12 protein-coding genes are annotated in these 14379 nt (G+C 52.0%); 11 read left to right on the top strand and 1 reads right to left on the bottom strand.

Annotation, left to right across the window (positions count from 1 at the left end; genetic code table 11):
- Window position 1: 1 nt before the first annotated feature.
- The 6 genes from speB to kamA all read left to right on the top strand — a co-directional run bounded on the left by speB (window position 2) and on the right by kamA (window position 5450).
- Window positions 2–871: an agmatinase gene (speB, locus tag EIZ37_RS04490; protein ID WP_134683375.1), complete on the top strand. Its 870-nt coding sequence runs from the start codon at window positions 2–4 to the stop codon at window positions 869–871.
- A 161-nt stretch (window positions 872–1032) separates the two neighbouring features.
- On the top strand, window positions 1033–1491 hold the full coding sequence (locus EIZ37_RS04495; RefSeq protein WP_134683376.1) for a CBO0543 family protein: 459 nt from the start codon (window positions 1033–1035) through the stop codon (window positions 1489–1491).
- Window positions 1492–1513: 22 nt separating this feature from the next.
- Window positions 1514–1996 (top strand): DUF1934 domain-containing protein, encoded by a 483-nt coding sequence (locus EIZ37_RS04500; RefSeq protein ID WP_167568666.1) that lies wholly within the window; start codon window positions 1514–1516, stop codon window positions 1994–1996.
- Window positions 1997–2012: 16 nt separating this feature from the next.
- Complete coding sequence (locus EIZ37_RS04505) at window positions 2013–2408, top strand: hypothetical protein (RefSeq protein ID WP_134683378.1); 396 nt, start codon at window positions 2013–2015, stop codon at window positions 2406–2408.
- Window positions 2409–2477: 69 nt separating this feature from the next.
- On the top strand, window positions 2478–3908 hold the full coding sequence (locus tag EIZ37_RS04510) for a sigma-54 interaction domain-containing protein (protein WP_134683379.1): 1431 nt from the start codon (window positions 2478–2480) through the stop codon (window positions 3906–3908).
- A gap of 192 nt (window positions 3909–4100) precedes the next feature.
- Complete coding sequence (gene kamA / locus EIZ37_RS04515) at window positions 4101–5450, top strand: lysine 2,3-aminomutase (protein WP_134683380.1); 1350 nt, start codon at window positions 4101–4103, stop codon at window positions 5448–5450.
- 57 nt (window positions 5451–5507) lie between these two features.
- On the opposite strand, the gene EIZ37_RS04520 is transcribed toward kamA, so the two are convergent.
- On the bottom strand, window positions 5508–7283 hold the full coding sequence (locus EIZ37_RS04520) for an RNA polymerase sigma factor (protein ID WP_328591344.1): 1776 nt from the start codon (window positions 7281–7283) through the stop codon (window positions 5508–5510).
- A gap of 333 nt (window positions 7284–7616) precedes the next feature.
- Here EIZ37_RS04520 and EIZ37_RS04525 point away from each other — a divergent pair, with 333 nt between their 5' ends.
- The 5 genes from EIZ37_RS04525 (at window position 7617) to EIZ37_RS04545 (ending at window position 14377) form a co-directional block, all read left to right on the top strand.
- Window positions 7617–9692: a (Fe-S)-binding protein gene (locus EIZ37_RS04525; RefSeq protein ID WP_134683381.1), complete on the top strand. Its 2076-nt coding sequence runs from the start codon at window positions 7617–7619 to the stop codon at window positions 9690–9692.
- Between the two features lie 196 nt (window positions 9693–9888).
- Window positions 9889–11067, top strand: coding sequence for an acetyl-CoA C-acetyltransferase (locus EIZ37_RS04530; protein ID WP_134683382.1), 1179 nt, complete (start codon window positions 9889–9891; stop codon window positions 11065–11067).
- A 58-nt stretch (window positions 11068–11125) separates the two neighbouring features.
- Window positions 11126–11977: a 3-hydroxybutyryl-CoA dehydrogenase gene (locus EIZ37_RS04535; protein ID WP_134683383.1), complete on the top strand. Its 852-nt coding sequence runs from the start codon at window positions 11126–11128 to the stop codon at window positions 11975–11977.
- 83 nt (window positions 11978–12060) lie between these two features.
- Window positions 12061–13200 (top strand): acyl-CoA dehydrogenase, encoded by a 1140-nt coding sequence (locus EIZ37_RS04540; protein ID WP_134683384.1) that lies wholly within the window; start codon window positions 12061–12063, stop codon window positions 13198–13200.
- A gap of 34 nt (window positions 13201–13234) precedes the next feature.
- Entirely contained in the window at window positions 13235–14377 is a 1143-nt protein-coding gene (locus tag EIZ37_RS04545; RefSeq protein WP_134683385.1) for an acyl-CoA dehydrogenase, read from the top strand.
- Window positions 14378–14379: the final 2 nt, after the last annotated feature.

Consider the following 14379-nt stretch of genomic DNA (forward strand, 5'->3'; position numbering starts at 1 on the left):
GATGCGTTTTGATGAAGCATATTCCGGTAACGTCTTTATCCGCAGCCATGCTGATTACCAAGAAAGCCAGGCTGTGATTTACGGCATGCCGATGGACTGGACCGTTTCTTTCCGTCCGGGTTCCCGTTTTGGTCCTGCCCGCATTCGTGAAGTATCGATTGGCTTGGAAGAATACAGCCCGTATCTCGATCGTCTGCTGGAAGAAGTGAAATACTTCGATGCTGGCGATATTCCGCTTCCATTCGGAAACGTAGAAGGAAGCCTCGATGCGATTCGCAATTTTGTACGCCAAGTGCTGGCAGATGGCAAAATGCCGATTGGTCTGGGCGGGGAGCACCTCGTCAGCTGGCCGGTATTCCAGGCTGTCTATGAAAAATACAAGGATCTGGTCATCTTCCATTTCGATGCCCATACGGACCTGCGTGACAACTACGAAGGCTATCCGTATTCCCACTCCACTCCGATCAAAAAGGTATGCGATCTGATTGGCGGCAAAAATGTGTATTCCTTCGGTATCCGCAGCGGGATGAAGGAAGAGTTTGAGTGGGCGAAAGAAAACATGCACCTGTACAAATACGATGTGCTGGAGCCTGTGAAGCAGGTCCTGCCTACAATCGGCAACCGTCCGATCTACCTGACGATCGACATCGACGTGCTGGATCCATCGGCTGCACCGGGTACAGGCACCACGGAAGCGGGCGGTATCACCTCCCGTGAGCTTTTGGAAACTATCCATTTCATGGCGCAAAACGGTGCGAACGTGATCGGCTGCGACCTGGTAGAGGTGGCGCCAATCTACGACCACAGTGAAATGACGCAAATCGTCGCTTCGAAGATTCTTCGCGAGCTGATCCTTGGATTTGTGAAGTAAACAAACAAGTGAAATCCCCTCTTTGTGAACGTGTAAAGCCTGCAAGATACAGGGAACACACACGAAGAGGGGATTTTTTGTGTAGAAGGGCGAAGGCGTATAGCAAAGGAAGTATGGTCGCAAAATGAGAGAAAGCTATAAATGGATAAGGATGATTTCATGTGCTGCTCTTGCTCATCAGTATTGTCGTACTGAATGCGATCGCTTTCTTGATCCCGAAAAAGTTGACGAGACTCGAGATCTACGTGACTTCGCTCTTTGCCGTCTACTTTGCGGTTCAGGTGGACGTTTACCTTAACTTGAGACATGATATGTACGGGTATTTTTCTACAGGAGCCAATTATCGATCCTTGTTGGTCATCTGGGGCCTGTATCCGGCTTTCAGCATCATCTTTTTGAATCTGTATCCGTATCAGTCGAGGGTATCTCGTAAAATTGCTTATTTGTTATGGATGACGCTTCTCTCTACCGCGTTGGAGTGGCTTTTCTCCAGAGGATTTGGTTTCTTTTATCATGGCAGCTGGAAGTTGATCTACTCATTTTTTACCTATCCGTTCCTCCTGGTGGCGCTGCTGCTGCACTTGCATTTGATCCGCAAGTTTTTAATCAGACGCCAATGATTCCATGTACAGGTTGCGGGCAATGAGCAGCACTCTGTACAATAAAGAAGAAGTGAACAAAAAGGGGAACTTGCAACGAATGAAAGACGTAACCATACGAGTATCGATCATACATACACAGGACGGCCAAACCGAACATCACCAAATGGAGACGACAGCCAAGGCCGCTGAAAAGGAAAGCGGCTGGTTTTTCACTTATACCGAAGAGATGGAAGAAGGGAAAAAGGTCCCGACTATCGTCAAAATCACAGAGTCCATGCTCAGCCTTTTGCGTCAGGGACATGTGAACATGAAGCAGGAATTTGAAAAAGGGAAACAAAGCGAAAGCATGTACGTGACCCCATATGGACGGTTTCGCATGGAAATCTACACACGCAAGCTGCAGGTGATTCAGACAGCAGCAGGGCGACCAGAGGAAGCGCGTGTATTCTACCAGCAATGGCTGGATGGGCAATATTTGGGTGACTATGAACTTCATTTCCTTTTTCGGTGGATGGAGGCATAAAACGAGGAGGAATGGCATGAGCTTCTTCTTGATCAATGGCCTAATTTCCGGCATGATTCTTGCAGCTTTTTTAGCTTTATGCGATGGGCTGTTTGCAACCAAAACGTTTACAGTCCTGATTGATGTCAGTTATGTGCCGGTGCTGGCGGGACTGCCTTCCGTCCTGGAGCTGCTGATTCACTTGGGAATCTCCATCGTACTTGCCTCATTCTTTTTCTGGTTTTATCCACGCTACAGCGGTGCACCGACAGCACGCTACCTCGCTATCTGGGCTGGTGCATTATCGCTTCTCTACATACCGTTTAGTCTGTTAAGCAAGCAGAGTCTTTCCTTTGCGGCCTTTGCCATTTGGGTGGTGGGGCACGCGTTGTATGTATTGTTTTTGGCGTTTCAAGCGGAAAAGCAGCGCTAGCAAGTCGAGTGCTGAATTTTCGGCATACAGACAAATTTTCGGCAGCTTGGTCAAGAGGACGGTGAATCGATGGCTGTATCAGAGACAGTAGAAATGCTGCAGGCCATTTTAGGGACGATTGATGAAGGCATCCATGTGGTAGACGCGAATGGCATTACGATCTTTTATAATCACGTCGCAGCCAGGCTCGATGGGCTCACGGAGGAGGAAGTGCTGGGGAAGCCGCTGTTGGAGGTGTTCCCGTCCCTGGATCGTCACTCAAGCACACTGCTGCGTGTGATTGAAAACGGGGAGCCGATTTACAACAAATCGCAGGCCTACCGCAACTGGAAAGGAATGCGCGTCGAAACGATCAATACGACGCTTCCAGTGTATGTCGATAAACGATTGGTAGGTGCCGTGGAGGTCGCCAAGGATATCGGGAAGCTTAAGGAGCTTTCCGAGCGGCTGATTGATCTGCAGGCCCAGCTGGGCAAGCCGAGGCGGACGAAACGCCTGCAATCCGACGGAACCGCTTATACTTTTGAAGACATCGTCACCAACAGCAAGACGATGCTGCAGCTGATCGAGCGTGCGAGAAGGGCAGCAAAAACCAGCTCGCCGATCCTGATCTATGGAGAAACCGGGACGGGCAAGGAGCTGTTTGTCCAGTCGATTCACCACGCATCGGAGCGACATGCTCGTCCCTTTATCGCGCAAAACTGTGCCGCCCTGCCAGACACACTGCTGGAGAGTATCTTATTCGGCACGACCAAAGGGAGCTTTACCGGTGCGGAAGATCGGCCGGGGTTGTTCGAGCTGGCCAATGGCGGAACGCTGTTTCTGGATGAGCTCAACAGCATGCCGCTCGACTTGCAGGCAAAGCTTTTGCGGGTACTCCAGGACGGGAAAATTCGCCGGATCGGCAGCATGCAAGCGGTTCAGGTGGACGTGCGTGTCATCGCTGCGGTCAACGAAGAGCCCGAAATCGTAATGGAGCGTGGCAGGCTGCGGACCGATCTGTATTACCGGCTAAACGTCGTTTCCTTCGCCCTGCCGCCTCTGCGTGAGCGGAAGGAAGACATTGCGCTTTTGACCAACCACTTTCTCGAAAAGTTCAACCAGAAGTTCAAAATGAATGTGACGGGTCTCGATAAACGGGTTCAAGAGGTGTTCCTGCAGTACCATTGGCCAGGAAATGTGCGCGAGCTGGAACATGTCATCGAAGCTGCGATGAATATGGTGGAGGGCCCTGTCATCCTGATCGAGCACATCCCGCCGCATATCGGGGAGCGTTCGTCCAAGCAAAAGGAGGTCGCGATTGCTTCTCTCATAGGCAATGGAGGAGGGCACGGGGAGACAACGCGCAGCCTGCCGGAAATTTTGCATGAAATGGAACAGATGCTGATCACTCAAGCGATGGAGCAGACGGGAGGAAATATCTTGCAAGCCGCCAAGCTGTTGGGGATTCCGCGCCAGACCCTCCAGTACAAGCTGACCAATCTGCCGAAAAATAAGTAAATGGTGCCGAAAATTCAGCACAAAGCACGCTGTCCTTTATCCGAATATTTGCTCGGATCAGAAAATTTCACGCAGCTGGAAAGCGCTTTGACGCTATTCTATATCCATTTCTTCAAAGTTGGCATGAGTGTTGCAACTTCTTCTGCATGAGTGCATGTGGCAATGCATGAAATGACGGGAGGAGATGAAGATATGACAACAACGGCTGCAACCATGCGCAATTGGCGCGAAGTAGAGCTGTGGAAAGACGTGACAGATGAGCAATGGAATGATTGGATGTGGCAGTTGACCCACACCGTCAAGACCGTTGATGAATTGAAACAGGTAATCAATCTGACACCGCAGGAAGAGGAAGGGGTACGCATCTCCAGTCAAACCATCCCGCTGAATATCACCCCATACTATGCCTTGCTGATGGATGTCAATGACCCTACCGATCCGGTGAGGATGCAATCCGTGCCGATTTCCTCGGAGATCATCCGCACCAAATACGATATGGAAGATCCTTTGCATGAAGACGAGGATTCACCCGTACCGGGATTGACCCATCGTTACCCGGACCGTGTCTTGTTCCTCGTCACCAACCAGTGCTCCATGTACTGCCGCTACTGTACGCGCCGCCGGTTTTCCGGCCAAATCGGGATGGGCGTTCCGAAAAAGCAGCTGGATGCCTGCATCGATTACATCCGCAGAACCCCGGAAGTGCGCGACGTGCTGCTGTCGGGCGGGGACGGTCTGTTGATCAATGACCGCGTTTTGGAGTATATCCTGAGCAATCTGCGCGCGATCCCGCATGTCGAGATCATCCGGATCGGCACCCGCGCACCAGTGGTATTCCCGCAACGCATCACCGAAAACCTTTGCGAGATCCTGAAAAAATACCATCCTGTCTGGCTGAACACGCACTTCAATCATCCTAAGGAAATCACGCCGGAAGCCAAAAAAGCGTGCGAGATGCTTGCCAACGCTGGCGTGCCGCTGGGCAACCAGTCCGTTATTCTGGCGGGAATCAACGACTGCCCGTTTACCATGAAAAAATTGATGCAGGACCTGGTGAAAATCCGCGTGCGTCCGTACTACATCTACCAGTGCGACCTCTCCGAAGGAATCGGCCATTTCCGCGCACCTGTCAGCAAAGGACTGGAAATCATGGAGCATCTGCGCGGCCATACATCTGGCTATGCGGTTCCGACTTTTGTCGTCGATGCGCCGCACGGGGGCGGAAAAATTCCGGTCATGCCCAACTACATCATTTCGCAATCCGCGGAAAAAGTCGTGCTGCGCAACTTTGAGGGGGTCATCACCTCGTATCCAGAGCCGAAAAATTACCATGCCCACGATGAGGCAAACTGTGAGTATTGCCAGGCAGCAAAAGGCAAGAATGTTGGTATCGCGGCGCTGATGAGAGACGAAGCAAACAATCTGGAGCCGACCGATCTTCCGCGCAATAAACGGATCAAAGCGACCAAAGTAAAATCTTTGGCCGATGTGCGCAAGGAACAGGAAGAGAAGAAGCAGCAAAAAGAAGCTTCAGGAAATTAAAGAAAAACCAAAACAGCCGGTTCAGGGAATCGGCTGTTTTTATGTGAGCGATGATGCCTATACAAGTTTCAACATATCCTCAAGCTTGGCGACCATCTCCAGCTCGCTGCGCTTGGCCTGTTGCAACAGCTCGACAGCGAGCGTACTTTGCTTGGTGTCATTCGGGTTGCCGCCAGCAGGAAACGGAAAGAGGTTACAAAGCTTTTTAAGATGCCCTGCAGTCACACGGCAAAGGTCGGCTGCCTCCTGGCAAAGGGTACGGAAAGTCTGCATATCCTCAGCGCCGATATCCTCTCTTTGACTTAGCTCATCGAGAAAACGAGCCCCCAACGAGCGCGCATCCTGTACGACAGCAAGATTGTATGAGTTTCCATTCGGCTCGATCGTGCCTGCCTGAAAAGCGGAGGTCCAGGCGTCATAGGCATCCAAGCCATTAACGCACCCGGGAAGCGGCATGTCTTTTCCACGATAATGATCAATCGCCATCTGCAGAGCATGGCGCAACGACTGTTTCCATTCAAACGAAACCGGACAATCAATCGCTAGCACAAACAGTTCTTCGATGATTCCCCGCCCCAGATGATCGAAGGGCAGCTCTTTATCATGCCCTGCCGGATCGGCCGCAAACAGGACCTGCTTCTCATCGTCATAGCCATAGATTACACCAAACTCAGGAATGAACAGATCAAATGCGACCACAGGATAGCCTCGATCGATGGAGCGATGGATGAGCTCCAACGCTTCCGGGAGCGCTTGGGCGAGTTCGCGTTTTTTGCTGGCTTCAGGAGTAAGCAAGTAAGGATCGACTAGATTGGCATTCGGAGCGATCGTTTCTTTCGCTTTATGATGGAACATGGAGGCGGCTTGATACCCTAGATGCCGCAAGCCCCGGCCCAACAGCTCTTGCATATCATACATGGTCGGTCCCGCGATATGAATATTCCCTTCCACCAGATTGATGCGAAACGCATGGCCGCTCAGCCCCATGACCATAGGCAGCGAAAAGGTTTTCTCCGTATGCGACAGCATGACATGCAGTGCCCAAGCCGCCGAAGTCCATGTTCCATTTTCCGGTGTCATGGTATGTTTGTTTGCCAACACATTTTTGCTCATTTTTCCCATATCCTTTCTGTCTTTTAAGTATTGGTCGACAGCGGTTACGGTTTTGTGGTGGACGAGCTTCTTTTTGGAGCGGGACAGAATCTGATACACATTGGCTGGCGAGAGCTGAAACAGCCGGCTGATCTCTGCAGGGGAAAGATGATCGAAAAAAGTAGACTCGATAATCTTTCGCTCGCGAGGCGACAAGCAATGCAGCATGTTTTCAATCGTTGTGAACAGCTCCTTGCGCATCAGCGCTTCTTCGGGATGGTCAGCCGCAGCGCTGGTTTCATTTACCCGTTGGGACAACCGATGCAGGATGCTGTCCAGATCAGACCAATCCGTTTCCCCATATTGATTGCGCCCAATGAAGGCCCGCAGTTGGGAAAACGTCTGCTCCTGTCCCTGCCGCCCGGATGCTCTTAGCTTCGTATAGGCCTGGTTGCGCACGATGCGATGCAGCCATGGCAAAAAGCGCTGTGTGTCCATCAATGTCCCCAGATGGAGGAAGGCGCGAATCAGGGCGTCCTGCACAATATCCTCAGCCAGGAAAGCTTCCTGCGTGACACTGTGCACATACCCGTACAATTTCGCCCGGTGGCGCCGTACAAGCTCGCCGAAAGCTTCCCGGTCACCAGCTTGTGCTTGCATGACCAGCTCTTGATCCTCCCTGCTCTCATAAGGAGTTTCAGTAAACGCTGATTGAAGATCCTTTTCCAAAAAATGACTCACGTAATCCACCTCACCAACTTGTTGACCGATCTATAGACTTCAGAAGGGTGGGATTTCTGACAGACATCTCAAAAAAATTTCTGAATAAAGTGTACAAGAACTACCATGGCGAAGAAATCAAAAATTGTGTATAGTCGAAGGGAAAACAGTCATCCATGACGAATGTAATCTGAACGAACGCTCAGTCTACTTGGGGTGATATTGGTAAAATGCTTGGCAAGCCTGCAGTTTTGATGAATTTGAAATCTTTGAATGAATAATCATTCATTTTTTCTTTCGGTTCTGCTAAGATAGGAAACAAGATAAGGTATAGAAAAAGGAGTTGAGCACCCGATGCTATCATTCGTCAATCTGATCGCCTTCTTTTTGGTGCTGGCCTACGGGTTGTATTTGTTCGCCCACGTGGTCTACAGCCGATATCTGTTCATAAAGCTCGGCAAAAAACCAGAGGTGAAAGACGACTTCAGCACGCGCCTGAATCTGGTTATCGAAAACGTGATCCTGCAGAAGAAGCTCTTGAAGGATAAGAAGAGCGGCTGGATGCACGTCGTGATGTTCTACGGCTTCATCATTTTGCAATTTGGTGCGGTTGAATTGATCATCAAAGGACTCGTAAAAGGCTTTGAACTTCCTTTTGGAAGCGCACACAAATATTTTAGCCTGATGCAGGAGTTCTTCACGTTCCTGATTCTCGCGGCAGTCGGCTATGCGTTCTACCGCCGCTATATCGAGAAGCTGAAACGTCTGAAACGCGGTTTGAAAGCCGGGCTGGTGCTGATCTTCATCTCCACCTTGATGGCTTCGGTGCTCTTCTCACTCGCATTTGAGCAAATCTGGCTGGGACACGAAGGATCTGTATTCGCGCCGATCTCGTCTTTGATCGCGGCAGTCTTTTCCGGTATCGGTACGACGGCAGCGGCAGCATTGTTCTATGTGTTCTGGTGGATGCATCTGCTGATTCTGCTGACCTTTATGGTCTATGTGCCGCAGTCCAAGCACGCGCACTTGATTTTCGCTCCATTCAACGTATGGTTCAAAAAGCTGGACCCGCCTGGCAAATTGTCTTCCATCAACTTTGAGGACGAGACCCAGGAAGTGTTCGGGGTTGGCAAGATTGAGGATTTCACGCAAACACAGTTGATCGACCTGTACGCCTGTGTGGAGTGCGGCCGCTGTACCAATATGTGTCCGGCATCGGGCACCGGAAAGATGCTCTCCCCGATGGATCTGATCGTGAAAATGCGCGATCACTTGACCGAAAAGGGAGCAGTCGTCACATCCCGCACACCGTGGATGCCTGGCTTTGCTTTCTCGGGAGCGACCGCGAACCAACTGGCCATGCAATCTTCTGAAGTGGCTGCAGCGGCGGAAGGTGCAACCGCAACCGCTGTGTACGATAAAAACCTGATCGGCGATGTCATTACCGAACAGGAGCTGTGGGCTTGTACGACCTGCCGCAACTGTGAAGACCAATGCCCGGTGATGAACGAGCATGTGGAAAAAATCATCGACATGCGCCGTTACCTGGTCATGACAGAAGGCAGCATGCCAGCGGAAGCGCAGCGCGCCCTGAACAATGTAGAGCGCCAAGGCAACCCTTGGGGGATCAACCGCAAAGACCGTACGAAGTGGATTGAAGGGCTGAACGGCCAATACGAGGTGCCAACCGTGCAAAATACGGAAGAATTCGAATATCTCTTCTGGGTCGGCTCGATGGGTTCCTTTGATAACCGCAGCCAGAAGATCACCCATGCTTTCGTCAAGCTGATGCACGAAGCGGGCATCAAGTTTGCGATTCTGGGCAATGAGGAGAAAAACTCCGGAGACACCGCGCGCCGGATCGGGAATGAGTTTTTGTTCCAACAGCTGGCACAAGAGAACATCGAGATTTTCAAAGCATACAATGTGAAGAAAATCGTGACTTGTGACCCACACGCGTTCAATACGTTCAAAAACGAGTATCCGGAGTTCGGTCTGGAAGCGGAAGTCTATCACCACTCGGAGCTTTTGGCGCAGTGGGTGAAAGAGGGACGATTGAAGCCGACGAAGGAAGTCAAAGAACGCATCACCTACCACGATTCTTGCTATCTGGGCCGTTACAACGAGATTTACGATATGCCGCGCCAGATCCTCCAAGAGATCCCGGGTGTGGAGATCGTGGAAATGAAGCGCAGCGGCTGCGACAGCATGTGCTGCGGTGCCGGCGGCGGCTTGATGTGGATGGAAGAGCATGAGGGCACACGTGTCAACGTAGCCCGCACCGAGCAAGCGCTTGAGGTGAATCCGACCGCGATTGCCAGCGCATGCCCTTACTGCCTGACCATGATGAATGACGGCGTGAAAATGAAAGAAGCCGAAGATCAAGTGAAGACAAAAGACGTTGCAGAAATTTTGGCAGACGCTATCTAATATGGGGAAAAAGTCGTGCTACCGGTAAGTAGTACGACTTTTTTCAACACTCGAAATACCATTGACGAATCAGAGGAAAAGAAGCAAAATGAAGGTATTGAAAAAACTGAGCGATCGCTCAATCGACAGAAATCCGCAGTTGACTGAATTGCATATAGCAAGCGAACACCACCTTCCAAAAACAGGAGTGATAAGCATGAAGACGGTGATTGTAGGAGCGGCGCGGACACCCTTTGGCAAGTTTGCCGGCGCACTGAAGGATGTGCCTGCGGTGGATCTCGGCGGCATCGTAATTCGGGAAGCGCTTACACGCGCGGGCGTCAGCGGCGAGCAGGTAGACGAGGTCATCATGGGGATGGTCGTACAGGCGGGGGCAGGCCAGATCCCGTCCCGTCAAGCAGCCCGCAAAGCTGGATTGCCATGGGATATTCCGAGTCAGACGATCAACAAAGTTTGCGCTTCCGGGATGAAGGCAGTCACTTTGGGGGATCAGATCATTCGCGCAGGCGATGCTTCCGTCATCGTGGCAGGCGGCATGGAAAGCATGAGCAATGCGCCGTACGCGTTGCCGAATGCCCGCTATGGCTATCGGATGGGGGATCAAACGGTAAAGGATCTGATGATGTACGACGGATTGACCTGTCCTTTTGATCAGGTGCCGATGGCGATTCACGGCAGCAATGTCGCGGAGGAGTATGGCATCACCCGGGAAGCGCAGGATGAGTGGGCTTACCGTAGTCAAATGCGTGCGTCGCAAGCGGTCGCGAACGGCATTTTTGATGAAGAGATCGTACCGGTCCCGATTCCGCAGAAAAAAGGGGAGCCTGTACTCGTTGCACGCGATGAAGCGCCGCGAGCAGATACCACTTTGGAAGTATTGGCGAAGCTCCCGCCTGTCTATAAAAAGGACGGAACGATTACAGCAGGCAATGCACCGGGGATCAATGACGGCGCAGCTGCAATGGTGCTAATGTCGGACAGCAAGGCCGACGAGCTGGGCATCAAGCCGCTCGCTACCATTTTGGGTCATGCGCAGGTTGGCGCCGAAGCTCCTTACATCGCGACAACCCCCGGCCTTGCGATCCAGAAGCTGCTGCAAAAAACAGGCGTTAAGCTGGAAGAGATCGACCTGTTTGAGGTGAACGAGGCGTTTGCGGCGGTGACCTTGACCAGCGGCAACATCGTAGGCTGGGATGCGGAAAAAGTCAATGTGAACGGTGGGGCGATCGCGCTCGGACACCCGATCGGCGCGAGTGGAGCAAGGATCATCATGCACTTGGTGTATGAGCTTCGTCGTCGCGGCGGTGGACTCGGTATCGCGGCGATCTGCAGCGGTGCCGCACAGGGAGACGCAATCTTGTTAAAAGTGGAATAATTCCTCCAACGACAGGAGGAGCGAGAAATAGATGGTACGTGAAGGGAGCGCGTGTGAGATGAAAGTGCAAACATTTATGGTAGTCGGTGCCGGCCAAATGGGAAGCGGCATCGCGCAGGTTGCCGCACAAGCTGGCCTGCAGGTGATCCTCAATGACATTAAGCAGGAATTTGTTGATCGCGGCCTGCAGACGATCACGAAAAATCTGTCCCGCAATGTGGAAAAGGGCAAACTGACCGAGGATGAGAAGCAGGCGATTCTCTCCCGTATTCGCCCTTCCGTGGATCTGGCAGATGGCAGTGCTGCTGATTTTGTTGTGGAAGCCGTTACGGAAAACATGGCAGTGAAAACGACGATTTTCCAAAAGCTTGATGAGGTGTGCCCGCCGCATACGATTCTGGCGAGCAATACTTCTTCATTGCCCATTACAGAAATCGCGGCGGTGACAAAGCGCCCGGAGAAAGTGATTGGCATGCATTTCATGAACCCGGTTCCGGTCATGAAGCTGGTCGAAGTGATCCGCGGATTGCAAACAGCGGATGAGGTGTACCAGGTGGTCGAGGATTTGTCGAAGCAAATGGGCAAGGTGCCGGTTAGCGTAAACGACTTCCCGGGCTTCGTCTCCAATCGGGTACTGATGCCGATGATCAATGAGGCAATCTACTGTGTGTATGAGGGGGTTGCCACTCCAGAAGCGATCGATGAAGTGATGAAGCTGGGCATGAATCATCCGATGGGTCCGTTGACGCTGGCGGATTTCATCGGGTTGGACACCTGCCTCTACATCATGGAAGTGCTGTATGAAGGCTTCGGCGACTCGAAGTATCGCCCCTGCCCGCTTTTGCGTAAATATGTGAAGGCCGGCTGGCTTGGGAAGAAATCAGGACGAGGGTTTTACGTCTATCAATAGAAAACGAATGCCGACATCGGTAGGCACCGCAGCAAGGGATACGGTCATCAGTCGGTAGAATAGCAGAAAGGTAGGATATCATCATGGATCTCCGATTGACGGAAGAACAAGAGATGATGCGCAAGATGGTTCGTGATTTTGCCCAAAAGGAAATCACGCCATTCATTCCGGTGATGGAAGAAAAGGATGAGTTTCCGCTGCAGATCGTGAAAAAGCTGGGGGAAACAGGCTTGATGGGGATTCCGGTCCCGGAGAAGTGGGGCGGCGCAGGTGCAGACTTTCTCACGTATATCCTCGCCATTCACGAGCTATCAAAGGTAAGTGCGACGGTGGGTGTGATTTTATCCGTCCATACCTCTGTCGGGACCAACCCGATTCTCTATTTTGGTTCTGACGAGCAAAAACAAAAATATGTAACCAAGCTGGCGAAGGGCGAATATCTGGGGGCATTTGCGCTGACAGAGCCGAATGCCGGATCGGATGCTGCGCGTATCCGCACCACCGCTGTCCGCCAGGGCGATGAGTATATCCTCAATGGCAACAAGGTGTTTATTACGAACAGCATCGCAGCTGACGTCTACATCACCTTTGCCGTAACAGACCCGACACAGGGAACAAAAGGAATTTCGGCGTTCATCGTCGAAAAAGGAACACCAGGTTTCTCGTTCGGAAAAATTGAAAAGAAAATGGGCATGCACGGCTCCAACACGGCGGAGTTGATTTTTGAAAACGCGCGTGTCCCGGCTGCGAATCTGCTCGGTGAGGAAGGCGACGGCTATAAAATCGCGCTGGCCAACCTCGATGTCGGGCGTATCGGTATTGCTGCCCAAGCGTTAGGCATTGCCGATGCGGCGGTCGAATATGCAACCGCTTACGCGAAAGAACGACAGCAGTTTGGCAAGCCGATCGGCAGCCAACAGGGTGTTGCCTTCAAGCTGGCGGATATGGCGACAGCGGTGGAGGCGGCTCGTCTTCTCGTGTATCGCGCAGCCTTTTTGCGCAGCAAAGGCCTGCCTTGCGGGAAAGAAGCCGCGATGGCGAAGCGCTTTGCATCGGATACCGCGATGAAGGTAGCGACGGAAGCCGTGCAAATCTACGGCGGCTACGGCTATACCCGCGAGTATCCCGTAGAGCGGCTGTTCCGCGATGCCAAAGTCACGCAAATCTACGAAGGCACCAATCAGATTCAACAAATTGTGATCGCCAAGCATCTGCTTAGCTGATAGAACCTTTGATCAAAGAGGAGGAGTGGGTTGGATGGATTTCTTGCTGAATGAAGAACAGGATATGCTGCGCAAAATGATACGCGAGTTTGCAGAGACCGAAGTAGCGCCGACCGCTGCAGAACGGGATGAGGAAGAGCGTTTTGACCGGTCCATTTTCAACAAGATGGCGGAGCTTGGCCTGACAGGCATTCCATGGCCTGAAAAATACGGCGGAGCAGGTGCCGACTACTTGAGCTACGTGATCGCGGTGGAAGAACTGTCCCGCGTGGATTCCTCGATTGGTGTGACGCTTTCGGCCCACGTGTCGCTGGCAAGCTGGCCGCTATATAAATTCGGCTCGGAAGAACAAAAGCAAAAATTCCTCCGTCCGCTGGCGGAAGGCAAAAAAATGGGCGCCTACTGCCTGACAGAACCGGGCTCAGGCTCTGACTCGGCAGGAATGCGCACGACCGCTGTAAAAGATGGCGACCACTACATTTTGAACGGCAGCAAGATTTTCATCACCAATGCGGGTGAAGCCGAAATCTACATCGTCTTTGCAGTTACCGATCCTGCCCTCAAGCACAAAGGCATCAGCGCCTTTATCGTCGAGAAGGGTATGGAAGGATTTACGATGGGGAAAAAGGAAAAGAAATTGGGGATTCGTTCTTCGCCAACGTTGGCAGTGAACTTTGAGGATGTCCGCGTACCGAAGGAAAACCTGCTGGGCGAGGAAGGACAAGGCTTCAAGATCGCCATGATGACATTGGACGGCGGGCGCAACGGCATTGCGGCGCAAGCATTGGGAATCGCGCAAGGCGCCTTTGAACATGCGACCAACTATGCGAAAGAGCGTGTCCAGTTCGGCAAGCCGATCTCTTCACTGCAAGCGATCCAGTTCAAGCTGGCCGATATGGCGACCAAGATCGAAGCAGCACGCTTATTGACTTATCAGGCAGCATGGCTGGAGGATCAAGGATTGCCATACGGAAAAGCTTCCGCCATGTCCAAGGTATTTGCCGGGGATATCGCGATGGAAGTCACCACGGAAGCGGTGCAAGTATTTGGCGGTTACGGTTATACGCGTGAGTATCCGGTCGAGCGCTTTATGCGCGACGCGAAAATCACGCAAATCTATGAGGGCACAAACGAAATTCAACGTGTCGTGATCAGCAACTATCTGCTGAAGGAATAAAA

The sequence above is a fragment of the Brevibacillus migulae genome (genome assembly GCF_004521915.1).
Lineage (GTDB): Bacteria > Bacillota > Bacilli > Brevibacillales > Brevibacillaceae > Brevibacillus_F > Brevibacillus_F migulae.